Here is a 24,218-nt window from a genome sequence, read left to right as displayed (position 1 = left end):
TCTCCTGCTTGCGGGAGAGGCCGGGCAAAGAGACTGGCCTAAGCTCAATGCTCGCAGTTCACCATCCAGGTCATCTGGAACTTGTCGACCACCATGCCGAAGCCTTCGGCCCAGAAGGTCTTCTGGTACGGCATGATGACCTGTCCGCCTTCGGACAGCGCGTCGAAAATGCGCTTGCCTTCGGCGTTCGGGACGTAGCCTACCGATAGCATGAAGCCCGAAAACGCCGGGGTCTGTCCCTCCCGGCCGTCCGACGCCATGATCTGGCTATCGCCGATCTGGACGTTGGCGTGCATGACCTTCTCGGCCCAAGCCGCGGATGGCGGCTCGCCGCCGCCCGGGGGAGTGTCCTTGTAGCGCATCAGGAATGTCACCTTTGCGCCCATTACCTGGCCATAGAAGGCCATGGCCTCGTCAAAGCGTCCGCCAAAGTCTAGATACGGTTGCACCTGCATGTCGGTCTCCTGTAGGGTCCGCGGACGGATAGTCCGCGCGGCGCCATTATGCGCCTGCCCTGCTGACAGAATTGTCAGGAAACTCGAGTTCGAAGCGGGTCTGTTCCTCGACACTGGTCACTGACACGCTGCCGCCGTGCAGCCGCATGATCGTGTCGACAATCGCCAGACCGAGCCCCGTGGACCCCGACGAATTCCGGCGCGACGGATCGGCGCGGTAGAAGCGCCCGAAAAGGTGCGGCAAGGCATCGGCCTGGATCGCCGGGCCGCCGTTGGTGACAGTGATCGCCGTCACATCCGTGCCATTGCGGGCCACCGCCATGCGCACCGCACTGCCCACCGGCGCATGGCGCAGCGCGTTGTCCAGCAGATTGATGATGGCGCGGCGCAGCAAGGTCTGGTCCGCCACGACCGTGGCGTGGCCCGAGACCATCACCGTCAGGTTCCGGTCGGCCGCCACGGCCTCGAAATACTCCGCCACCTTGTCGAGTTCGGCCCGTGCATCGAGCGGGCGGGCGCCCAGCGCCACCTGTGCGTTGTCCGCGCGCGCCAGAAACAGCATGTTCTCGATCATGCGCGACAGGCGCTCGTACTCTTCCAGGTTCGATTCGAGCACCGCCTCATACTCGGCCGGCGTACGGCGCTGGGCCAGCGTCACCTGCGTCTGCCCCACCAGATTGCTGATGGGCGTCCGGAAATCGTGCGCCAGATCGGCCGAGAACTGCGACAGGCGCGTGAAGCTGTCCTGCAGCCGGGCCAGCATGCCGTTCAGCGCGCCGGCCAGCTCACGCAGTTCTTCGGGCGCGCCGCCGACATCGAGCCGCGTCGCCAGGCGGCTGGTGGTCACCGCCGCCGCATCGCTGGCCATGCGCCGCAGCATGCGCAGCCCGCGCCGCGCCAGCACGAAGCCCAGCGCCGCCGCCACGATCGCCCCGCACAGCACCGCGCCCAGCAGTTCGCCCCGATACTCGCGCATCAGCGCCACGCGGTAGCCAGCGTCGCTGAGCACGATGATTTCGACGGTCCGGCCCGTGTCGCCAATCTGGCCCAAGGCGGCCATGCCGCGCGACGGCACACCATTGCGCGGATGCCAGGTCTGCAGCTGCGACTTGTCCGGGGCCGTGGACAGCGGCAGCACACGCAGCGGCGGCAGGGTTTCGTTATGGGGATTCAGCGAGATCAGCGGATCGCCCGACGCGTTGCGCACGACCAGGATCAGCCCCTCGTGCCCCATCGCAATATCTGCAAAACGATGCGTATCGGTGCGGATTTCGGTTTCGTCGGCCACTTCGCGCAACAGATGGCGTACCAGCAGCACTTCGCCGACGAGTTCGGATTCGTCGCGCGACTGCAACTGGCTGCCGAGGGCGCTGGACAGATAGGTGGCCACCCCGACCAGGATCGCGGCCGTGGTCAGGCCATAGGCCAGCGCGAGCCGGGTGGTCAGCGACGCCGGCATCCACGCCTTCAGCGCGCGCCGCATGCGCACGAGGCGCCTCATGCTGCGGCGCTCACGCTTCTTCCGACTCATCGAGCACGTAGCCCATGCCACGGCGCGTATGGATCAGCTTCTTCGGGAAAGGGTCGTCCACCTTGGCGCGCAGCCGCCGAATCGACACATCCACCACATTGGTGTTGCTGTCGAAATTCATGTCCCACACCTGCGAGGCGATCAGCGAGCGCGACAGCACCTCGCCACGACGCCGCGCCAGCAGTTGCAGCAGCGCGAATTCCTTCGACGTCAGATCGATCTTCTGGCCGGCACGCGTGACGCGGCGCCGGATCGTGTCGATCTGCAGGTCTGCCACTTCCATGAATTCGCTCTCGCGCAGCGGCCCCCGGCGCAGGATGGTGCGGATGCGCGCCACCAGTTCGGCGAACGCGAAGGGCTTGACCATATAGTCGTCGGCGCCCAGTTCCAGACCCTTGAGCCGATCCGAGAGTTCGTCGCGCGCGGTCAGGCACAGCACCGGCGTGTCCTTGTCGCGCCGCAGTTCGCGCAGAACCTGCCAGCCGTCGATGCCGGGCAGCATCACGTCCAGGACGATCAAATCGTAGTGCTGCTCGCGGGCATGGGACAGGCCGTCCACGCCGTCGCGCGCCAGGTCGGCCACGAAGCCGGACTCCGTCAGGCCCTTGAGCAGGTAATCGCCGGCCTTCGGTTCGTCTTCGACAATCAGGATACGCATGGGGATTCACTTCCGGGCGCCGGCTCGTCGCCGGTGCCGCCTGTTCGGTTTATTGCAGAACCTAGACACTATCCGAGGTTAGACGCATTTTGTGGAACATTGCAGGAATGTCATCGTCAATCGGCGAAATCGTGCCTTCAAACACAGTACAATGCCCGCTGCCCCGATGGTGGCAGCCTGCCGCGCCCTTGACGGGCAGGTCTAGTCAAATTCTGATGAAACGTCTGATCGCCAGCTTCCTGTTGTGTCTTGCCATGTTCGCGTTGCCCATCCAGGGCGCTGCGGCAGCAGTCATGATGATCTGCAGCGTCACGCAAGCCGCGGGCCTGTCGATGCCGGAACGCCATGCCGCCATCAAGGCGGAGGCGGAAGCCGAGGCGGTGCTGGTGATGGACCAGTCGGGCCAGATGGTCCAGACGGATCACGCGCACTGCCACCAGGCCGGCACGAGCGACAACGCCGATATGCCAGTGTGGCACGACGTGCAGCCTGCCGGCGCCACGCCTGACCAGCCGACCGAACATGCGCACCATGCCGCAGGACACTGCAGCGCGTGCGGTGCCTGCGCAGCCAGCGCCATGCTGCTGCCGGAAATTCCCCTCGTGGCGTTGCAACACCGCCGCCATGCCCTGCCGCTGGCCACCCCGGCCAGCTTTGCCAGCCAGCTTCCCCTGCCTGCCGACCGGCCGCCTGCCCGTCGCTGCTGACACCCGAGGTGCGTCCTTCGCACGCTCGTCCCCGCGCCTGAACCGGCGCCGAGGGCGCGGCCGACTGAATCGTCCGCGCCGATCCACCCCTGTATTTGTCTGCCGCACGGCCTGAACCGCCGCGTGCGGCGGCTCAAGATTCAAGAGGATGTCATGCCCGCCGTGCGTACCGTCGCCGTGGCCTGGCTGCTGACGCTTGCCCCGGCCCTTGCCGTGGCCCAGGCGTCGGCGCCTGCCGTCCATCCGGCCCACCCGCCCGATCTGCCCGATCCCCTGAATGCTGCCGCACCCGTGCCGGCGTTGCCCGACATCGCGCCGATGGCAGGTTACGTCCCCTACCAGAGCCCGAAGGTCTCGCCCTGGCGCCAGTCGAATGCCGATGTCACTCCGGGCGCCACGCCGGCGGCCGACCCACATGCCGGCCACCCCATGCCGCAGGGCACCACTGCCGCGCCGGCATCCGCACCGGCGGCAGGCCAGGCCGACCGTAGTGGCCATGCCGGCCATCACGCGCACTGATGGAGCCCAGCCATGATGAATGCCATGTTTCGTCGCGCTGCAGTGCCGCTGGCCGCCGCGATCCTGCTGACCGGGTGTGCGGGCTTTGCGCCCGACGGCGGCTTCGGCCCGGTTGCCGACACCGCACGCGACAGGCTGGCCAAGGACGCCGTCTGGGCGCGCAGCGATGCCGAGCGCAGTGCATTGCGCGACCGCACGCGCGAGCTTCTGGCGAAACCACTAGATGCCGATGCCGCGATCCAGGTCGCACTGCTCAACAATGCCGGGTTGCAGGCCCAGTACGCCGACCTGGGCATCGCCGAGGCCGATTACGTGCAGGCCACGCGGCTGCCGAACCCCGGTTTCTCGTTCAGCCGCAAGACGTCGGGCGACGAACTCAAGATCGACCGGGCTGTCACCATCGGGCTGATGAACCTGCTGGCGCTGCCCTTTGCCGCCCGCATCGAGGAAGGCCGCTTTGCGCAGACGCGCCTGGCCGTGGCCGATGCCACACTGCGCCGCGCCGAAGCCACCCGTCGCGCCTGGGTGCAGGCCGTTGCCGCCGAGCAGGCCGCCCGCTATGCCGATCAGGTACGCCGGGCCGCCGAAACCGGCGCGCTGTTCGCGCGCGATCTGGCCCGCGCCGGCAACGTCAGCGCCCTCGACCATGCCCGCGAGCAAGCCTTCTACGCCGATGCGGCAGCGCAGCTGGCGCGCGCCCGCGAACGGGCGCTGTCGGCACGCGAACAGCTGACGCGCGAACTGGGGCTGTGGGGGGCCGACATCGCCTACACGCTGCCGGACCGCCTGCCCGACCTGCCCAGGGCGCGTCCGGCCATGCAGGACCTGGAAGGCTATGCGATTTCGCAGCGTCTTGACCTGCAGGCCGGCCGCCTGCAACTGGACAGCCTGTCGCGCTCGCTCGGCCTGACCCGCGCCACGCGCTTCATCAGCGTGCTGGACGTCAGCTATCTCCATAACTCCGAGACCAGCCGGCCGCGCGAAACGGGCTACGGCATCGACATCGAGGTGCCGCTGTTCGACTGGGGCGGGGCCCGGGTGGCCCGCGCCGAAGCCGTCTACATGCAGGCGGCGGCGCGGCTGGCCGAACAGGCGATCAACGCCCGGTCGATGGTGCGCGAGACCTACGCCGGCTACCAGGCGCGCTACGACATCGCCCTGCACTATCGCGACGAAGTGGTGCCGCTGCGCAAGCGCATCGTCGATGAAAGCCTGCTGCGCTACAACGGCATGCTGGTCAGCGTGTTCGAACTGCTGACCGACGCGCGCGAGCAGGTCAACGCCGTGAACGGCTACCTCGACGCGCAGCGCGACTTCTGGCTGGCCGATGCCGACCTGCGCGGCGCGCTGGGCGGCCGCCTGCCCGACGCCGCGGCCGCGCCCACCCCGGCCACCCCTGCCGCCACGACCCCACAAGGACAATGACAATGGTTTCCCGACGCAACTTCCTGGGACAATCGGCGGCGGCCATGCTCGGCACGGCAATGGTGTCGCGCGCAGGCGCAGCCGCCCTGCCCGAGGCGCCGCTGCAGCACAGCGCCACCACCCAGCCGCCGCTTGCGCCCGCCAGCGGCCGGCCCTATCAGCCCGTGGTCACACTCAACGGCTGGACACTGCCCTGGCGCATGCGCAACGGCTGGAAGGAATTCCATCTGGTGGCCGAACCGGTCGAGCGCGAGATGGCGCCCGGCATGACCGCCCACCTGTGGGGCTACAACGGCCAGAGTCCGGGACCGACGATCGAGTGCGTGGAAGGCGACCGTGTGCGCATCTTCGTCACCAACAAGCTGCCGGAACACACCACCGTGCACTGGCACGGCGTGCTGCTGCCGGCGGGCATGGACGGCGTGGGCGGGCTGTCGCAGCCGCATATCCCGCCCGGCAAGACGTTCGTCTACGAGTTCGAGATGCGCCATGCGGGCACCTTCATGTACCACCCGCATTCCGACGAGATGGTGCAGATGGCCATGGGCATGATGGGCTTTATCGTCGTGCACCCGCGTGACGCCGCCGCCCAGCGCGTGGACCGCGATTTCGTGTTCCTGATCGCCGCGTACGACATCGACCCCGGCTCGTACACGCCGCGCGTGGCCGAGATGACCGATTTCAACATGTGGACGTGGAACAGCCGGGTGTTTCCCGGCATCGACGTGCTGCCCGTGCGTCTGGGCGACCGCGTGCGCATCCGCATGGGCAACCTGACCATGACCAACCACCCGATCCACCTGCACGGCCACCGCTTCGAGGTAACGGGCACCGACGGGGGATGGGTGCCGCCGTCGGCGCGCTGGCCGGAAGTGACCACCGATGTCGCGGTGGGCCAGATGCGGGCCATCGAGTTCGTGGCCGACAACCCGGGGGATTGGGCGTTCCACTGCCACAAGTCGCACCACACGATGAACGCGATGGGCCACAACCTGCCCACCATGATCGGCGTGAAGCAGAAGGACCTGGCCGGCCGCATGAACGCGCTGGTGCCCGACTACATGCCGATGGGCCAGGCGGGCATGGCCGACATGGGCAGCATGGAGATGCCGCTGCCGGAGAACACGCTGCCGATGATGAGCGGCCAGGGCCCGTTCGGCCCCATCGAGATGGGTGGCATGTTCACCACGCTCAAGGTGCGGGCGGGCATGGCAGCCAATGACTACCGCGATCCAGGCTGGTATCGGCATCCCAGGGGCACCGTGGCATTCGAATACACCGAACCCGTGGCGCAGGCGCCGCGCCGTACGCGATAGGCGCTCCACCGCATCAACCGAAGGACAGCAATGAAACACACGATGGCAACCGCAACGCTGCTGGCCCTGCTGGCCGGGGCATCCCCCGCTGCGATGGCGTTGACGGCCGGTGCGCCCGACGCCCCGATGGCAGCCGCCACGGCGCAGGCGCCGTTACCCGAAGTGGACGGCGAAATCCGCAAGGTCGATGCCGAGGCCGGCAAGCTGACGATACGTCACGGGCCGATCGGCAACCTCGACATGGGCGCGATGACGATGATTTTTCGGGTGAAGGACCCGGCGATGCTGACGCGGGTGCAGGCGGGCGACAAGGTGCGGTTCACCGTCGACCGTGTCGACGGGCTGCTGACGGTGACCTCGCTGGCCGTCGTGCAGTAACCGGCAGCCAATCTCGGACGGGCGCGCCTTAGTCGACGCGGTAGAAGTCGATCGATTGTCCGGCGTTGACCGCGCGCTGCAGCCAGTCCGGATACTCGCCGACGCCGTCCCAGGTCTGACCCATCGCATTGCGATACATCGCGCGCGGCGCGGCGGCGCCCGCCACCGGCGGCTGGGCGTCGGGGGCGGATGACGCCACATCGGCGCCATCATCGGTGTCGGCATCGGTAAAGCAGCCTGCTTCGACGAGATGGTCGAACGTCAGGCCATGGTGATCCATCTGCTCGCGGATCCATGCCACCGCGGCTTGTTTGGCTGCATCAGACTCGGACATGACTTATGGTGCGCGCCCGCCACCTTGCGGGCGGGCTGGAGAATTCGAAGGGGGGAGCGGTCCGGGCAGGAAATCCGGCGGACCAGCACGGATTCTACAGCTTGTTGGCGCGGCTCCCGCGGAATCCGCCGATTACCGCCGGAATGTTGCATTCGCCGCGCAGTGTTCGGCGGTGCCCATGGCGCCGCGCGGCGCGCGAACGAATGACGAATCTGTCATGCGTTGGTCATGTTGGCGTGGTTACCCGGCTTATAGACTGCAAGCCAAGGTCGCATGACGACCGGTACAAACCACCGACACACCGAACTGCCTCCATCCTCGAATCCAAGGAGTCCACATGATCAAGAAAGCCCTGCTCTATACCGCCCTCGCCACTACGCTGGCCGGTGCCGCCACGATGGCCAACGCCGCCCCGCGCAGCGCCGACCCTTACACTGACGGCGCACGTGTCACCAACCGTGATGGCATCGTCGAACGCCTGGGAGCCCGCGACGTGTACACCGATGGCGCCCGCGACGTGCGCGATGCGCGCAACCCGTTCGTCGATGGCGCGCATGATGTGCGCGACGCACGCAGCCCGTACACGGACGGTGCCTGATCCACGCCATGGCCCGCTCGGGCCAGATCCGGGCTGATACGGCCCGAACCGCCAGGCGGCGGCGCTTACCGCGTCGCCGCCTGGCTCATGAATTGCGCGGCGGGCACCGGCCGGCCCAGCAGGTAACCCTGCAGCGCATCGCACCCCAGCCCCGCCAGGAACGACTGCTGCGCGGCGGTCTCCACCCCTTCCGCCACCACCTGCAGGTTCAGCGTACGGCCCAGCGCAACGATGGCCGACACGATGGCCGCATCCTCCGAATCCTCCGCCAGGTCGCGCACAAAGCCGCGGTCGATCTTCAGCTCGCTGGCCGGAATGCGCTTCAGGTGCAGCAGGCTCGAATAGCCGGTACCGAAGTCGTCGATGGCAATGCGCACGCCCATGTCGTCGAGCTGCGTCATGATCGCGAGCGTTTCTTCCACATCGCGCATGGCCGTGCTTTCGGTGATTTCCAGCGTCAGGCTTGCGGCCGGGATGCCGTGGTGCTTCAGCGCATCGGACACAGTCTCGATCATCCCCGCGTGACAGAACTGCAGCGCCGACAGGTTCACCGCCATCGACCAGTCCAGATGGCCGCTGGCACGCCAGGCGGCCAGCTGGCGGCAGGCTTCGTCGAGCACCCATTTGCCGATCGGCACGATGGCGCCGGTTTTTTCGGCCAGGCCGATGAATTGGTCGGGCATCAGCAGGCCGTGCAACGGATGGTGCCAGCGCAATAGCGCCTCGGCCCCCACCAGGCGGCTGTCCGTTGCCGCGAACTTGGGCTGGTAGTGCAGTTCGAGCTGGCCCGTGCGGACCACGCCGCGCAGGTCCTGGATCAGCGACTGCTGGACGCGCGCCTGGTGGTTCATCGACCGTTCGAAGAAGCAGTACGCGTTGCGGCCCGACGCCTTGGCGTGGTACATCGCGGCATCGGCGTTGGTCATCAGCGTGTCCTGGTCGGCGCCGTCGGCCGGATAGAGCGCGATGCCGATGCTGCCCGACACATGCAGCGCATGGCCGGCCACGTGCGCCGGCTCGCGCAGCGCCTCGATCAGCTGCTCGGCCATCACACCGGCGTCGGCCGGTTCGTCCACCCTGGCCAGCACGACGAATTCGTCGCCGCCCACGCGCGAGATGGTGTCCTCGGAACGGGCGGACGCGCGCAGGCGGCCGGCAATCTCCACCAGCAGGCTGTCGCCCATCTGGTGGCCGTAGGTGTCGTTGACGCCCTTGAATCCGTCCAGATCCACGAACAGCACCGCAAATGTGCCGGGCTGCCGCGTGGCTGCCTGGATGGCCTGCTGGAAACGGTCTTCCAGCAGCACCCGGTTGGGCAGGTGCGTCAGCTTGTCGTGCAGGGCCAGGAATTCGAGCTCCTTGTTGGCCACGCCCAGCGCGTCGGCCAGCACGGCCGTCCGCATTTCCAGGCGCATGTCGAGCACCGAAGTAATCAGCGCCACGGCCAGCACGCATACGGTGACGACCAGGATCGGCAGGGCCAGCGCGCCGCTGTCCACGCCCGAGCCCGCCGCGCCGCAGATGCTGCCCAGCGGAAACCGCGCCGCCGCCATGCCCGTGTAATGCATGGCGGCGATCGCCCCGCCCATGACCAGCGCGGCGCCGAACCGCAATTGATGCACGCGCGGCATGCTGCGCCGCAGGCGGAAGGCAATCCACAGGGCCGCGCCCGAAGCCGCCATGGCAATCACGATCGACAACAGGAACAGCCAGGGGTCGTAATCGATACCGGGCTGCATGCGCAGGGCCGCCATGCCCGTGTAATGCATGCTGGAGACAGCCGCGCCCAGCGCCAGCGCCCCCAGCGCCAGGCGCCTGCGCGGCAGGTACTCCTGGCTGACCAGGCGCAGCGCGAATGCCGACGCCAGCACGGCAATCAGCAATGACGCCCCGGTGATGGCCACGTCGTACCCCAGCGGAATCAGCAGGCTGAAGGCCAGCATGCCGATGAAATGCATCGACCAGATGCCCAGCCCCATGGCCACGGCACCGCCGGCCAGCCACATGCGCGCGTAGTGGCCACGGGCGGCGGTGGAAATGCGGCCCGCCATGTCGAGCGCCGTATACGACGCCAGCACGGCAACCAGCACGGAAATCAGGACGAGGGAGGCGTCGAAACGGGGCGACATCATGGCAGCGGGGTGACGGGGCAGTGGCTTGCGGCAGGCCGCCATTCTGAAGGGTCAGGCGTGCCCGGCGTGAAATTCCCGGCACCGCCAACGGTTATCGGTCGTTTCAGCCCAGACTGAAGCGGGGGATTGTGCATCAGCCCGCTTGCGGCCGCTACACGCACCCCACGGTTTCGTACGTTTGCACGGTTGACACGCCTTGCAGGCCCCCTGTTGCGACCGTCCGACAAATTCCTACAGTGCAATCAGCGCCCGCCGGAAAGGCCCGACGGCGGCCCGGACCTATCCTTGAGGCGTGATGAACGACAGACGCCGCCGCGCCACAACAGCAGGAACCGCGCGGCGCCAACGTAGGGGAACATCATGTGGAAGCGAATCACAGGCGTTATCGCCATCGGCGCGTGCTGCTGGGCCCTGTCGGGCTGCACGGCAACCGGCGCGGTGGCAGGCGGTGTGGTGGGCCATGAGGCCACCCACGGCAGCACGGCCGGAACGGTCGGTGGCGCCGTGGTGGGTGGCGTGATTGGCCACGAGCTTGGCAAGTGATTGACGATTTCCGCGGTCTGGATGGCGGGCAGGGTCATCCAGATTTGCGCGGCATGGGCTCTTAGATGGGAAGAACATGCCGCCGCGCGCCGCGCCATGAGCATCGGCCCAGGTGTTTTTCAACGATGATTGGACGTTTTCATCGCTGAAAGGCAGCGTGGCATTCAACGGTGTCAGATCCTCACGGATCGTCATGGCGCGGCAGCGGGAAACCTGCACTGAAAATGGCCCCGGATCTTCACAGGTCCGGGGCCATTTCCTTTTTCCTTTTCCTTTTTTGGCTTCAGTACGACTTCGGCAGCCCCAGCACGCGCTCCGCGATATGGCACATGATCAGCTGGGCGCTGACCGGCGCGATGCGCGGGATATAGGACTCCCGCAGATAGCGTTCCACGTGGTACTCCCGCGCATAGCCCATCCCGCCCAGCGTCAGCACGGCCGTCTGGCACGCCTGGTGCGCGGCTTCCGCCGCCAGATACTTGGCCGCGTTGGCCTCTGCACCGCAGGGCTTGCCCTGATCGTAGAGCCAGGCCGCCTTCCACACCATCATGTCGGCCGCCTCCAGCGCCATCCAGGCTTGCGCCAGCGGATGCTGGATGCCCTGGTTCTGGCCGATCGTCCGGCCGAACACGGTGCGCTCCCGGGCGTAACGCGTGGCGGCTTCCAGCGCGGCACGCCCGAGCCCCACGGCCTCGGCCGCGATCAGGATGCGTTCCGGGTTCAGCCCGTGCAGGATGTACTCGAAGCCCCTGCCCTCCTCGCCGATGCGGTCTTCGGCCGGCACCATCAGGCCGTCGATGAACAGCATGTTCGAATCGACCGCGCCGCGCCCCATCTTGTCGATCTCGCGCACTTCGATGTGGTTGCGGTCCAGCGTCGTATAGAACAGGCTCAGGCCCTGCGTGGGCTTGCTCACGGCGTCCAGCGGCGTGGTGCGCGCCAGCAGCAGCATGCGCGTGGCCACCTGCGCCGTGGAAATCCAGATCTTGCGGCCGTCCACGCGGTAGGCGCTGCCGTCGGCGGTACGCACGGCCTGCGTCTTCAGGTGCGTGGTGTCCAGCCCCGCATCGGGCTCGGTCACCGCAAAGCACGCCTTGTCGCGACCTTCGATCAGCGGCGGCAGTGCGGCGGCCTGCTGGGCCTCGTTGCCGAATACCACCACCGGGTTCAGGCCGAACACATTCATGTGGATGGCCGACGCGCCGGAGAATCCCGCCCCCGACGCCGACACCGTCTGCATGATCAGCGCCGCCTCGGTGATGCCCAGCCCCGCCCCGCCGAATCGCTCGGGCATGGCGATGCCCAGCCAGCCCGCCCCAGCCATGGCCTGGTGGAATGCTTCGGGGAACCGGTGTTCGCGGTCCAGTTCCGCCCAGTACTCCGGGCCGAAGTCGCTGCACAACTGCGTCACGGCATCGACGATGGCGTTCTGCTCGGGTGTCCTTTCGAAATTCATCCGGTGCTCCTTATTCCGGCTGGATGCCCGCGTCCTTGACGAGCTTGTTCCACTTCACCAGTTCGCTGCCGACAAAGGCCGTGAACTGCTGCGGGGTCTGGCCGAACGCCTCGAAGCCCAGCGCTTCGAACTTCGGTGCCACCTCCTTGCTGGAAGCAATCTTCGACAATTCGCGGTTCAACCGCTCGACAACCGGCTGCGGCGTCCTTGCCGGCGCGAATACGCCGTTCCAGGACGTGATGTCGAAACCCTTCAGCTCCGGCGTGTCGGCAATCGGCGGCAGGTCGGGCAGCAGCCGGCTGCGCTGCGCGGTGGTCACGGCCAGCGCGCGCATCTTGCCGGCCTTGACGTTGGCGATGCCGGCCGCCACATCGACGAACATCATCGGCACCTGGCCGGCAATGACGTCGGTCATGGCCGGCGGCGTGCTCTTGTAGGGCACGTGCAACAGGTCGATGTTGGCCATGCGGCCCAGCGTGGCCCCGGACACGATGCCGGTGCTGTTGCCGCTGGCGTAGGACATGCCCGGATGGGCCTTGGCGTAGGCAATCAGTTCGCCCACCGTCTTGACCGGCAGCTTTGGATTGATGACCAGCATGAACGGCAGGTTGCCCATGCGCGCCACCGGCGTGAAATCCTTGATCGGGTCGTAGGGCAGCTTCTTCATCAACGACGGATTGGCCGAATGCGTGGTGTTCGTCGTCATGAACAGCGTGTAGCCGTCGGGCGCGGCCTGCGCCACCAGTTCGGCCGCAATCGCGCCGTTGGCGCCGGGCCGGTTGTCGACCACCACGTTCTGGCCCAGCGCGTCGCCCAGCTCCTTGGCCGTGATGCGCGCCACGGCGTCGGTGCCGCTGCCCGCGGCAAATGGCACGACCAGCCGGATCGGCCGGCTTGGATAGGTGTCGGCTGCCTGCGCGGCCAGCGGCAGCGCCGTCACAGGTAGCGCCAGCATGGCGGCGACAAGCGTGCGCCGCACGCGGAAATTCGGCATGGTGATCTCCTCCAGGGTGTTGGGCGGCTGCAAGGCCTTGATGGTCCAGCTGACTGCGGTGTTCAGGCCGGTCGAATCACGCGATCCGGTGATTCCTCGTAAGGTGGCGCATAAATCACCAGCAGCTTCACGGGCTCGTCGCTGATCACCGTGAACACATGCATGGCATCGGCCGGAAAGAAGCAGCAGTCGCCCGGGCCCAGTTCGCGCGCCTGGCCATTGACCTCGGCCCGCGCACGCCCTTCCAGCACGTAGCAGACCTGCTCGATGCCAGGGTGCGCGTGCGGCAGCGCGCCCTTGCCGCGCTCGATGGTGCCGTGGATGACTTCGAGTTGCGTGGCACCCACATTTTCGCGGCCAATGATGCGGCGGTTCAGGGTGCCGACATGGTTGGCCGGGTGATAGCCGGCAACCTCTTCGGTACGAACGAAATAGGTGGGACCCGCCGGCTTGGCGGCGGCGGACGATGCGGTCATGGGTGGGCTGTCTCCAAATGATGGCGCCATGGCGGCGCCGGACCGGATGGCCGGCGCTCTGTTTTCATGTTTGTGAAACCGATTTTATGCCCATGAAAAATGGCGTCAACTAGGGATTGGTACCGATGGCCCGCGACAGCGTCACATCGATATGTGGCCGGAATGCCACCCAGCCACGCCGTCCAGCACCCCTCCGTCGGTCAATCCAGCGTGATGTTCTCCTTCTGGATCACCGCATCCCAGCTCACTTCTTCTTTCTCGATCCGCCTGGCGAAGTTCTCCGGGTCCACCATCACCACATCGCCCTGCTGGCTCAGCGCCGCCTTGGCCTTTTCGTCTTCCAGCACGCCGCGCGTGGCCGCGTGCAGTTTCTGGACGATCGGCTGCGGGGTGCCGGCCGGTGCCAGCAGGCCGATCCAGAACGTGGAGTTGAACGGCTTGAGGCCAGCCTCCTCGACGGTCGGCACGTCAGGCAGCTGCGTCATGCGCCGCGTGGAACTGACGGCGATAGGCTTGAGCTTGCCGGCCTTGATCTGCGGCAGCGCGGTCCAGGTATCGAACGCCGTATCGAGCTCGCCGCTGATCACCGCCATTTCCGCCTGGGCCGCGGATTTGTACGGCACATGGGTGGTGTTGATCCGGGCCCGGTTGTTCAGCATCGCAAAGCTCAGGTGGGCGATGTTGCCGGGGCCCGCCGAGCCGTAGCTGATCTTTCCCGGATGTTGCGACGCGTAGCGGACCAGGTCGGGCACCGTGGCCACGGCGTGCTTCTGCGACCATTCGGGGTTGGTCACCAGGATGAACGGCGCCTCCAGTACCAGCGTGACCGGCGCCAGGTCGCGGGCCTTGTAGCTGGCCTTCTTGTAGATATGTGGATTGATGGTGACGCTGCTGGAATTGGTCACCACCAGCGTGTAGCCGTCGGGCGCCGCGCGCGCCGCCTCGCCCACGCCGATCAGGCCGTTCGCGCCGGCCTTGTTCTCCACCACCACCGGCTGCCCCAGTGACCGGGTCAGCCGTTCCGACAGCACGCGTGCCACGGTGTCGGTGAACGATCCGGCCGGGAACGGCACGATCATGCGGATCGGCTTGTTCGGCCAGTTGCCGGCCTGGCTGCTCTGTGCGGCAGCGGTGCCGGGCAGCCCCACGGCCAGCAGGCATCCCATTGCCATGGCGGCGGTCAGTGCGCGTCGGTTCATGTTGTCTCCTTGTCGTATTGGTCTTGGAATCTGGCGTTTTCTGTCCTGGACATCGCGCTAGGCCGATGTCCCGGCGCCCTTGGGCCGGGCGGTCTGTCCGGTGATGCCCCGACGCGCCAGCGCCTCGCGCTGTTCGGCGCCGAGCCCCAGCACGCTGGCCAGCACCTGGTCGGTGTGCTGCCCCAGCGTGGGCGACACCTGGCGAATCGGCGCGGGCCCGTCGATGCCACGGAACCAGCTGGTGCTGGCGGCATAGCGCCCGACGTAGGGCCGCTCCACCTCGCACCAAAAGCCGCGCGCGTGCAGATGGCGGTCCTGCAGCACCTGCCACATGGGCTTGACCGCGCCGGCGGCCACGCCGGCCTGCTGAAGCTGCTGCATGGCGTCGTCGGGCTCGCGCGTCGCACACCAGGCGGCAATGGCCGCGTCGATGCGGTCATGCTGCGCGCGCCGGCCGGCCGCATCGGCCAGCGCCGTGCCTTCGGCCAGGTCCGCGCGGCCGATCACCTGGCATAGCGCAGGCCACTGGGCATCGGTCACGCTCACGACGATCCAGCCGTCGTCGCCCGCGCAGCGGTAGCAGCCGTGCGGCGCGGCCATCGGATGGCGATTGCCCTGGCGCGGTGCCACCTGGCCCGATACCGACTGCTCGATCATGTACGGCGCGGTCAGCGCCAGCATGGCCTCCACCTGGGACAGGTTCAGATGCCGCCCCTTGCCCGTGGCCCGCTGGGCGAACAGCGCCACCAGCAGCGCGGCGCCGGCGTTCAGCCCGCCAATCGGATCGCCGTAGGCGTACGACGTCATGGCCGGCGGACCCTCGGGGTGGCCCGTGTAGCACGGCAGGCCGCTGGCCTGTTCCAGCGTGCCGCCATAGGCGCGCGTGTTGCTCCACGCGTTGCCCAGGCCGAAGGCCGGCATCGACACCATCACCAGCCGGTCATTGCGGGCGCGCAGGGTGTCGTAGGTCAGGCCGAGCTTGGGCAGCACCTCGGCCGAGTAGTTCTCGATCACCGCGTCGGCGTGCGCCACCAGATCCAGCAACAGCGCCTTGCCTTCCGGCCGCGTCAGGTCCAGCGTGATGCCGAGCTTGTTGCGGTTCATCATGTTGAAGTTCGAGTTCTTCTCGTACAGCCTGTCCCGATAGAACTCGTCGGTGAAATTCGCGCCGCGCCACCAGTCCGGATAGCCGGTGCTTTCCACCTTGATGACCTCCGCGCCCAGATCGGCCAGCGTCCGCGTGGCCAGCGGCCCCGCCCAGCCCATGGTCAGGTCGATGACGCGGATGCCCTCCAGCGGCAGGCGCCCGGCGGGCGCCGCGGCCAGAGCGTGCCGCGGATGACGATCGAGACCCGCATGCCGATAGTGCGCGGTGTCCGCGCCCAGCACCGGTGCCTTGCCGCCGGGCAGCGGCCCGGCATCGTCGAGCCGCAGCGGCACCACGGGGCCCTCGAACGTCACGCCGTCCAGTTCCACCGGGACGAACGCGCCACGCTCGCGATGCACGGCCTGCCCCAGCAGCGTCGCCATGCTGGGCACCACCACGGCCGGGTGTTTCTTGTCGCCCAGCAGCGCGAACCACTCTTCGGCCGTCCGCCTGCGCAGCGCCGGCTTCAGGAAGGCGTCGATCTCGTCGGCCACCAGCATCCGTTCTGGCCCGCTGGCAAAGCGCGGATCGCTGCCAAGTTCGGGACGCCCGATCGCCTCGCACAGCGCCTTCCACTGCGGCAAGGTATGCGTGAAGATGCCGATCCACCCATCGGCGGTCTCGTAGATGCCACCCGGATGCGTGCCGCAGAAGCGGTTCACGCCCATGCGGCGCAGCGGGTGGCGCTTGTCCTGCACCATCCCCGCTTCCATCTCCACCACACTGAAGATGCACTCGTGCAGGCTCAGCACGTAGCGCCGGCTGCCCTGGCCGGTGCCGAGCAGCGCCCCGACTGCCGCCGAAAATGCGCTCAGGCCCACCACGATGCCGGTCTGCACGTCGTGCGGCATATGCGGTGGGCCTTCCACCGGCCCGCTGCCATGCACGGCCCCCGCCAGCCCCCGGCAGACCGCCTCGGTCCCCGCGAACCCGCTGTAGGGGCCGCTTTCGCCGAACCACGTCAGCGCGACGTCGATGGGCACATGGCCGTGGGACTCGCCCGGCGCCCGCCACACCGGCCGCTCGAGCACGGCGATGCCCGCGTCAAGCGCCCGCGCATCGAGCACGACATCGCACGTGCGGGCCGGTTGCGCCAGCCAGGCGTCGTCCTCGGCGCCGCCCGTGAAGACGACACTGCGCTTGTTCGTATTGAGCCACGCGAACAGTGCGCTCTCCGGCTGCCCGCCGCCAGGCGGGTCGATCAACGGCGGCATGCGCCGCCAGGCATCGCCGGCCGCCTCTTCCACCTTGATGACCTCGGCGCCAAAATCGGCAAACAGCTTGCCCGCGTAGGCCAGCGCCGGCCCGGTACCGATTTCCAGCACGCGCAATCCCCCCAGCGCCAGTTGCGCCGGATCTGGACCATTCCTGGTCATGAATGCCTCCTGATTCTTGGGTTTCGAACGTCCACGGGGGCGCTCACCAGGCGTCCACAAAGCCGCGGCGCGCGCGGCCGCCGCGCAGTGCCGCCGACGCAATGCCCTGGGCGATCCATCTGCGCGTGTCGGCCGGATCGACCACCGCGTCGATTTCCACCGCCGCCGCCGTGTTTATCGCGTGGCCGCGCTCGTACGATTGCGCCACCAGCCGGTCGAACAGCGCCTTGCGCTCCGGGCCATCGGGCACCGCTTCCAGCTCCTTCTTGAAGCCCAGCCGTACCGCGCCCTCCAGCCCCATCGGCCCGAACTCGCCGGTCGGCCACGAGATCGTGAAGTTCGCCGAGCGGAAGCCGCCGCCCGCCATGGCCATCGCGCCCAGGCCATAGCCCTTGCGCAGCGTCACGGCCAGCAGCGCCACGCGCAGCTTGGCCGCCGTCAGGAACATGCGCGACACGTGGCGTACCTGCGCACGGGCCTCGACATCGGGGCCCACCATGAACCCCGGGGTGTCGATCAGCGAGACGATCGGCAGGCCATGCGCGTCGCACAGCTGCATGAAGCGCGACGCCTTGTCGGCCGCATCGGCGTCGATGGCCCCGCCCAGGTGGTATGGGTTGTTGGCCATGATGCCCACCGGCTGGCCTTCCACGCGCGCCAGCGCCGTATGGATGCCCGCGCCGAAGCCGCCGCGCAGCATCAGCACGCTGCCCACATCGGCAATACCCTCGATGGCCTTGCGCGTGTCGTAGACCCGCAGGCGGTTCTCCGGCACCACGTGGCGCAGCGCCACCGGATCGGGCGCGCTCCAGTGCGCGACGCGGCCCTGGAACATCGACAGGTAGTGCTTGGCCGCCTGCGTGGCTTCGGCCTCGTTTTCCACCAGGATGTCGATCACGCCATTGGCAAACTGCACCGGCGCCGGCCCCACATCCTCGGGCCGGAAGACGCCCAGGCCACCGCCTTCGATCATGGCCGGCCCCGCCATGCCGATGTTGGCCGACTTGTCGGCAATGATCACATCGCAGCAGCCCAGGAACGCCGCGTTGCCCGCGAAGCAGCGGCCCGACACGATGCCCACCACCGGCACCTGGCCGCTCAGTTCGGCAAAGGCGGCGAACGATGGCTGGTACAGGCCCGATACCGACGGAAAATCCACATCGCCGGGCCGCCCGCCGCCCCCTTCGCCAAACAGCACCAGCGGCAGTTCGTCGCGCAGCGCCACCTCCACGATGCGGTCTGTCTTGATATGGTTGCGCTTGCCCTGCGTACCCGCCATCACCGTGGCGTCGTAGGCCATTACCGCGCTGCGGGCGCGCTCCTTGCCGACCAGGTCGGCATTGACGTTGCCGATGCCGGTAATCAGGCCATCGGCCGGCGTGTTGGCGATCAGATCTTCGCGGGTGCGGCGGCTTGCCTGGGCGGCCAGCGCCAGCGCGCCATATTCGACAAAGCTGTCGGCGTCGCACAGGTCGGCGATGTTCTCGCGGGCGGTGCGCTGGCCACGCGAGCGGCGCCGCGCCACGGCATCGGGACGCGCCGCGTCATGCAGAATGGCGTGCCGGTCCAGCACGCGCTGCAGATCGGCGCGGATGGCGTTGGCATCGTGCGCCTGCGCGGTGTCGGCCGCCACGCCCTCGGCATCGGCGGCTTCCAGCACGATCAGGATCTGGTTCTCGGCCGCCAGCGCCTGCTTCTCCAGGCGCAGGTCCACCACTCGGCCGGCGCACTCGGCCACGATCGCGTGCTCCATCTTCATGGCGTCGAGCACGGCCACGGTCTGGCCGGGCTTGACCAACGCATTCAGTTCGACGGCGATATCCACCACGCGGCCTGTCAGCGGCGCGCGGATTGCAACCAGCCCTTCGTCGACCTGTTCCTCGGGCCCCGCCGCATGCGCCAGGCCGTGGACCGGCGGACGTGCCGTGCCGCCCAGGAGCGCGTCCTGCGCGCGGCCCGCGTCGGCAATCGCTTCCGCGGCGGCGGCCAGTTCGGGCAGGATGGCCTCGAAATGGCGCGTGTGGACGGCCTGGGTCCGGAATTCGTCCCGCTGCACCAGCGCGCGCAGCAGGTTCAGGTTGGTCGGCACGCCGCCGATACGGAATTCGGCCAGCGCGCGCTGCAGGCGGCGCAGCACCGCGCCGAAATCCGGCGTGCCACTGCTGACGATCAGCTTGGCCAGCAGCGTGTCGAAATTCGGCGACGGCTCGTAGCCGGTGTAGGCATGGGTATCGACGCGGACATCGGGCCCGGTCGGCGGGTCGAATCGCTCCAGGCGGCCGTGCGCCGGGCGCGCCAGGCCGTTGGCATCGGTCATCTCGGCGTTGACGCGCACCTGGATCGCAAAGCCGCGCGGTTGCGGCGGCGCGGCCGGGTCCAGCCCCAGGTCGCCCAGCGTGCGCCCGGCCGCCAGCCCGATCTGCAGCGCCACCAGATCCACGCCGGTGACCTGCTCGGTGATCGTATGCTCCACCTGCAGGCGCGGATTGGCCTCGATAAAGACGAAGTCCTTCTGATCGCCCGCGTCGTTTTCCTCGACCAGGAACTCGAACGTCCCCAGGCTGGCATAGCGCACCCGGCGTGCCAAACGCAGCGCGGCCTTGATGATGGCCTCGCGCAGCTGAGGCTTGAGCACCGGGCTTGGCGCAATCTCCACCAGCTTCTGGAAGCGGCGCTGCAGCGTGCAGTCGCGCTCGCCCAGCGCCACCACGTCGACGCCATCGCCGGCAATCTGCACTTCGATATGGCGCGCCCGCGCCACCAGCCGCTCCGCGTACAGCGCGTCGATGCCGAACGCCGACGCCGCCTCGGAACGGCAGCGCGCATAGGCTTCGGCCACGTCTTCGCGCCGGCGCACCACCCGCATGCCGCGCCCGCCGCCGCCGCCCACCGCCTTGATGACCACGCCGGCCGCGCCCTGCGCATCGAAGAAGGCCGTGATCTCTTCCAGCGTTGCACCGCCATGCGTGGCCGGCATCACCGGCACATCGCTCTGCACGGCCAGTTCCAGCGCCCGGCCCTTGTCGCCGAAGATCGCCAGATGCTCGACGTCGGGGCCGATAAACCGGATGCCGGCCGCCGCGCACGCCTGCGCAAAGTCTGCGCGCTCGCTCAGGAAGCCATAGCCCGGGTGGACCGCATCGCAGCCGGTGGCCTTGGCCGCGGCGACGATGCCCGCGATGTCGATGTAGGCGGCCGGACCCGCGCCATCGAGCGCCACGGCCTCGTCGGCCAGCACGCGATGCAGCGCGCTGACGTCGTCCTGCGAATAGACCGCCACGGTGCCGATATCCAGATCCCGCGCGGCCCGCAAAATACGCAGGGCAATCTCGCCCCGGTTTGCAATCAGCAGCTTCTTCAAGTCTCTCTCCTGTGTCGTTCTGATGTTCTGATGTGGTGTGTCGGCGGCGCCGGCTCAGGGCCGCACGCCAAAACGGCTGACACCGGGCTCGCGCAGCGGCGCGGCAAGGGTGGCGAATTCGCACAGCAGCGCGCGGGTATCGCGCGGATCGATGATGTCTTCGATGACGAACGCCTCGGCGCTACGGAACGGTGAAGTCAGGCTGCGCACGCGCTGTTCGATCTCGGCGCGCTTCTGCACGGGGTCGTCCGCGCCCTCGATCTCGGCCTTGTAAGCCACTTCGAGGCCGCCCTCTATCGGCAAGGCCCCCCAGTTGGCCGACGGCCACGCGTAGCGGAAATTGAACCGCCCCATGTGCTGATGCCCGGCCGCCGCCACGCCATAGGCGCGCCGCACGATGACCGAACACCAGGGCACCGTGGCCTGGTAGACGGCGGCCAGCGCCCGCACGCCGTAGCGCATGATCCCGGCCTGCTCGGCCTCCGGCCCGACCTGGAAGCCCGCCGTATCCACCAGATGCACCACCGGCAGATGGAAGGTCTGCGCCAGATCGACAAAGCGCGTGAATTTCTCGGCGGTGTCGCTATCCCAGTTGCCGCCGTGCCAGCCCGGGTCGCTGGCGATCACGGCCACCGGCCAGCCATCGAGCCGGGCCAGCCCCGTGACGATGGCCCGTCCCCACTGCGTGCCGGTCTCGAAAAACGATCCGGCATCGACCAGTGTCTCCAGGATCGGCCGGATCTGGTACGGGGCACGCGTGTCGCGCGGAATGGCCGCCAGCAGCCAGTCGTCGCGCCGCGACGGGCTATCGCCGGTTTCCGTCCGGGGCGGCAGGTCATACACCGAGGCCGGCAGGTAGGACAGGAACTGCCGGGCACGCGCAAAGGCCTGCTGCTCGGTGGCCACCTCGTCGTCCACCACGCCATTGCGGGTGTGGATCTGGCTGCCGCCCAGCTCGTTCTTGCCGATGTCCTGGCCGGCCTGCGCCACCAGCGGCGGCCCTTCGCTGAACAGCTGCGAGGTCTCCTTGACCATCACCGAATAGTGGCTGGCCGCCACGCGCGCCGCGCCCATGCCGGCCACGGAGCCCAGCGCCAGCGACACCACGGGCACAGTGGCCATGTTTTCCACCACGTACTGCCAGACCTTCATGGTGGGAATCAGCGTGTGGCCCTTGATCTCGATATTGCGCACCGAGCCGCCGCCGCCCGTGCCGTCCACCAGCCGGATCATCGGCAGCCGCAGGTCGTGGGCCATTTTTTCGGCATGGATCAGCTTGTCGCCGGGCGCGCCATCGTTGGCTCCGCCGCGCACCGTGAAATCGTCGCCCACCAGTACCACGGGGCGGCCGTCCACCTGCGCGCGGCCCATGACCAGGTTCGACGGAATCAGGTCGATCAGCCGGCCGTTGCTGTCATAGCGGCCGCTGCCGCTCAGGCCGCCCACCTCGCGAAACGACCCGGGATCGGCAATCGCATCGACCCGCTCGCGCACCGTCAGCTTGCCCGCCGCCTTGTGGCGCTCCACCTTGCTGTCACCGCCCATGCGGGCGGCCAGCCGCCGCCGCCAGGCCAGTTCGTCCACTTCAGGCTGCCAACTCACGTGTCTGTCTCCGACTGTCTTTCTGGTGTTGATGCGAAGACACTCCGCACAAGTCGTGCCAGATTTCAGGTACTTGTCCCCGCCTTGATTACATTGAGAATTCCGTATGACATCGTTAAGATGTCCGTGACAAATACATCAAAGTGTCCGCAACGAGGACACGACAGGAGACACGTGTCCACGGAGACAACACAGGCGACGGTCCCCAAGCGCGATCCGCGTCCGGATGCCGCGTGCATTGGCGCGCTGGTATGCCAGGGCGATGGCGATCCCGTGACAGCCTTCGGCGTCTGTGCCGATCCCGCCGTGGCACACGCGGCGCGGGTTGCCCGGGCAAACGCCGATCCGGCAAGCGGCCGGCGACTGTTTCCGGTGGAAGTCGGCCAGGCGCGCTACATCGGCTTGTCGCTCGAAGACGCCAATCGCCACCTGATCCTGCTGCATCGCGCCGACGCCCAGGCCACGCTGTTCGATTTCCTGGGCACCGTGCCGTTTGCCGATGCCATCCTCGACCACTTCCTGAACGATCCCTACCAGGCCATCACCGTGGTCGACCACGCGGGGCTGGTGCGCTTTATCAGCCCGGTCCACGAGAAATTTCTGAGCCTGGCCCCAGGGGCAGGCATCGGGCGCGCGGCGGCCGAGGTGATTCCGAACTCGCGGCTGCCGCAGGTGGTCAGCAGCGGCAAGGCCGAGATCGGCCAACTGCAGCAGCTGAATCACACCACCCGGGTGGTCAACCGCATTCCGATCCGCCAGCACGGCAACGTGGTGGGCGCCATCGGCCAGGTGATGTTCAAGGGGCCGGAGGAACTGCTGCGGATGCACAAGGAACTGGTGACGCTGCGTTCGGAGGTGGCCCGCTACCAGCGCGAAGTGGAGGGCCTGCGCGAACGCCAGTCGAATATGGGCCTGATCGGCGAAAGCGCGCCGATGCAGCGTCTGCGCCGCGAAATCCAGACCGTGGCCCGGCTGGACGTGCCCGTGCTGATCCTGGGCGAAAGCGGCACCGGCAAGGAACTGGTGGCACGCGCCATCCACGGCACCGGCCACGACGACCCGGCCGCCGAGCGCCCGCTGGTCAGCCTGAACCTGGCCGCCCTGCCCGCCACGCTGATCGAATCCGAACTGTTCGGCCACGCCCCCGGCGCCTTCACCGGCAGCAAGCGTCAGGGCCAGGCCGGCAAGCTCGAACTGGCTTCCGGCGGTACGGTATTCCTCGATGAAGTGGCCGATATTCCGATGGAAATGCAGGTGAAACTGCTGCGCGTGCTGGAAGACCACATGGTCGAACGGCTAGGCAGCGGACGCGCCCGCAAGGTGGATTTCCGCCTGGTATCGGCCACCAATCGCGATATCCCCGAACTGATCGACGCCGGCAGATTCCGTCTGGACCTGTATTACCGGCTTAGCGGCGTGGTGCTGCGCATTCCCGCACTCCGGCAACGGCGCGAGGATATTCCGGCCCTGCTGCAGCATTTCGTCGAAGCCTTCTGCACGCGCAACGGCATGCCCGCGCCCCGGATCGAGCATGATGTGGCACGGTGTCTGGCCGGGCAGCCATGGCCGGGCAATGTCCGACAGCTACGGCAACGCGTGGAAGAGGCGCTGGTGTTTTGCGATGGCCGCGCGCTGAAGGTGGCGGACTTTGCGCGGGGGGATGCGGCGCGTGGAACGGTTGTGGCGCTGGATATCCCCGAGGCGGCCCCCTTCGGCTCAGCGTTGTCCGGCGCACCCGGCAACGATGGCGCGGCCCTGGCCTCGCCGCCGGCGGACACCGGGGGCGGCATGAGCGGGCTGGCCTATGCGGCGGTGCTCGATGCCATCGCCCGCCACGGCGGCAACAAGAAACGCGCGGCAGCGCAATTGCGGATATCGCGGTCGCATCTGTACAAGATTCTTGAGCGCGGCGGGCGGTAGAACCAGCGATGCCACGCACGCCAGACGCGCCACAGGTCAACGTCTGCATCCTCCGACTCTGATCAACACTGGCGCAAATCTGTGGCAATAG

Annotated in this window: 20 protein-coding genes; 8 read left to right on the top strand and 12 right to left on the bottom strand. The window is 67.9% G+C overall.

The annotated features are described in order from the left end of the window. Window positions 1–44: 44 nt before the first annotated feature. Genes AC24R4_RS01080 through AC24R4_RS01070 form a run of 3 tightly spaced genes read right to left on the bottom strand, consistent with a single transcriptional unit; the run spans window position 45 to window position 2,644 of the window. Window positions 45–455 carry a VOC family protein gene (locus AC24R4_RS01080; RefSeq protein ID WP_487521993.1) on the bottom strand — a complete coding sequence of 137 codons (411 nt, stop codon included), beginning with the start codon at window positions 453–455 and terminating at the stop codon, window positions 45–47. Between the two features lie 46 nt (window positions 456–501). Then, window positions 502–1,956: a heavy metal sensor histidine kinase gene (locus AC24R4_RS01075; protein ID WP_400395971.1), complete on the bottom strand. Its 1,455-nt coding sequence runs from the start codon at window positions 1,954–1,956 to the stop codon at window positions 502–504. A gap of 10 nt (window positions 1,957–1,966) precedes the next feature. Then, on the bottom strand, window positions 1,967–2,644 hold the full coding sequence (locus tag AC24R4_RS01070; protein WP_092598032.1) for a heavy metal response regulator transcription factor: 678 nt from the start codon (window positions 2,642–2,644) through the stop codon (window positions 1,967–1,969). Window positions 2,645–2,859: 215 nt separating this feature from the next. Between AC24R4_RS01070 and AC24R4_RS01065 the strand changes: the two genes are divergently transcribed. The 5 genes from AC24R4_RS01065 (at window position 2,860) to AC24R4_RS01045 (ending at window position 6,989) form a co-directional block, all read left to right on the top strand. Then, the gene (locus AC24R4_RS01065) at window positions 2,860–3,351 is read left to right on the top strand and encodes a hypothetical protein (protein WP_400395973.1); all 492 of its coding nucleotides are present in this window, start codon (window positions 2,860–2,862) and stop codon (window positions 3,349–3,351) included. 153 nt (window positions 3,352–3,504) lie between these two features. Next, complete coding sequence (locus AC24R4_RS01060; protein WP_487521992.1) at window positions 3,505–3,870, top strand: hypothetical protein; 366 nt, start codon at window positions 3,505–3,507, stop codon at window positions 3,868–3,870. A gap of 12 nt (window positions 3,871–3,882) precedes the next feature. Further along, on the top strand, window positions 3,883–5,295 hold the full coding sequence (locus tag AC24R4_RS01055) for a TolC family protein (protein ID WP_487521991.1): 1,413 nt from the start codon (window positions 3,883–3,885) through the stop codon (window positions 5,293–5,295). A 2-nt stretch (window positions 5,296–5,297) separates the two neighbouring features. Continuing rightward, window positions 5,298–6,611 carry a multicopper oxidase family protein gene (locus AC24R4_RS01050; RefSeq protein WP_400396263.1) on the top strand — a complete coding sequence of 438 codons (1,314 nt, stop codon included), beginning with the start codon at window positions 5,298–5,300 and terminating at the stop codon, window positions 6,609–6,611. 30 nt (window positions 6,612–6,641) lie between these two features. Next, on the top strand, window positions 6,642–6,989 hold the full coding sequence (locus AC24R4_RS01045) for a copper-binding protein (RefSeq protein ID WP_487521990.1): 348 nt from the start codon (window positions 6,642–6,644) through the stop codon (window positions 6,987–6,989). A gap of 28 nt (window positions 6,990–7,017) precedes the next feature. Here the strand turns inward: AC24R4_RS01045 and AC24R4_RS01040 are convergent, their stop codons facing one another. Then, on the bottom strand, window positions 7,018–7,323 hold the full coding sequence (locus AC24R4_RS01040) for an H-NS family nucleoid-associated regulatory protein (RefSeq protein ID WP_487521989.1): 306 nt from the start codon (window positions 7,321–7,323) through the stop codon (window positions 7,018–7,020). A gap of 337 nt (window positions 7,324–7,660) precedes the next feature. Here AC24R4_RS01040 and AC24R4_RS01035 point away from each other — a divergent pair, with 337 nt between their 5' ends. Beyond that, window positions 7,661–7,921, top strand: coding sequence for a copper resistance protein CopQ (locus tag AC24R4_RS01035; protein ID WP_487521988.1), 261 nt, complete (start codon window positions 7,661–7,663; stop codon window positions 7,919–7,921). 65 nt (window positions 7,922–7,986) lie between these two features. On the opposite strand, the gene AC24R4_RS01030 is transcribed toward AC24R4_RS01035, so the two are convergent. Further along, a complete protein-coding gene (locus AC24R4_RS01030) occupies window positions 7,987–10,053 on the bottom strand; it encodes a putative bifunctional diguanylate cyclase/phosphodiesterase (protein WP_487521987.1) in 2,067 nt (688 codons plus the stop codon). Window positions 10,054–10,413: 360 nt separating this feature from the next. Between AC24R4_RS01030 and AC24R4_RS01025 the strand changes: the two genes are divergently transcribed. Further along, window positions 10,414–10,596, top strand: coding sequence for a glycine zipper 2TM domain-containing protein (locus AC24R4_RS01025; protein WP_153948483.1), 183 nt, complete (start codon window positions 10,414–10,416; stop codon window positions 10,594–10,596). 283 nt (window positions 10,597–10,879) lie between these two features. Here the strand turns inward: AC24R4_RS01025 and AC24R4_RS01020 are convergent, their stop codons facing one another. The 7 genes from AC24R4_RS01020 to AC24R4_RS00990 all read right to left on the bottom strand — a co-directional run bounded on the left by AC24R4_RS01020 (window position 10,880) and on the right by AC24R4_RS00990 (window position 22,207). Beyond that, window positions 10,880–12,052, bottom strand: a complete 1,173-nt coding sequence (locus AC24R4_RS01020; protein ID WP_400395914.1) for an acyl-CoA dehydrogenase family protein — start codon at window positions 12,050–12,052, stop codon at window positions 10,880–10,882. Window positions 12,053–12,062: 10 nt separating this feature from the next. Then, window positions 12,063–13,046: a Bug family tripartite tricarboxylate transporter substrate binding protein gene (locus AC24R4_RS01015; RefSeq protein ID WP_400395912.1), complete on the bottom strand. Its 984-nt coding sequence runs from the start codon at window positions 13,044–13,046 to the stop codon at window positions 12,063–12,065. A gap of 62 nt (window positions 13,047–13,108) precedes the next feature. Beyond that, window positions 13,109–13,522, bottom strand: a complete 414-nt coding sequence (locus tag AC24R4_RS01010) for a cupin domain-containing protein (RefSeq protein ID WP_400395910.1) — start codon at window positions 13,520–13,522, stop codon at window positions 13,109–13,111. Between the two features lie 200 nt (window positions 13,523–13,722). Beyond that, window positions 13,723–14,721, bottom strand: a complete 999-nt coding sequence (locus AC24R4_RS01005) for a Bug family tripartite tricarboxylate transporter substrate binding protein (protein ID WP_487521986.1) — start codon at window positions 14,719–14,721, stop codon at window positions 13,723–13,725. 57 nt (window positions 14,722–14,778) lie between these two features. Continuing rightward, on the bottom strand, window positions 14,779–17,244 hold the full coding sequence (locus tag AC24R4_RS01000; RefSeq protein WP_487521985.1) for a CaiB/BaiF CoA-transferase family protein: 2,466 nt from the start codon (window positions 17,242–17,244) through the stop codon (window positions 14,779–14,781). 43 nt (window positions 17,245–17,287) lie between these two features. Continuing rightward, window positions 17,288–20,605, bottom strand: coding sequence for an acetyl-CoA carboxylase family protein (locus tag AC24R4_RS00995; RefSeq protein ID WP_487521984.1), 3,318 nt, complete (start codon window positions 20,603–20,605; stop codon window positions 17,288–17,290). A gap of 54 nt (window positions 20,606–20,659) precedes the next feature. Further along, window positions 20,660–22,207 (bottom strand): acyl-CoA carboxylase subunit beta, encoded by a 1,548-nt coding sequence (locus AC24R4_RS00990; RefSeq protein WP_487521983.1) that lies wholly within the window; start codon window positions 22,205–22,207, stop codon window positions 20,660–20,662. A 237-nt stretch (window positions 22,208–22,444) separates the two neighbouring features. Between AC24R4_RS00990 and AC24R4_RS00985 the strand changes: the two genes are divergently transcribed. Beyond that, a complete protein-coding gene (locus AC24R4_RS00985) occupies window positions 22,445–24,127 on the top strand; it encodes a sigma-54 interaction domain-containing protein (protein ID WP_487522961.1) in 1,683 nt (560 codons plus the stop codon). Window positions 24,128–24,218: the final 91 nt, after the last annotated feature.

This window comes from Cupriavidus sp. CER-90 (assembly GCF_057652055.1).
This window is presented reverse-complemented; position numbering and strand designations above follow the sequence as displayed.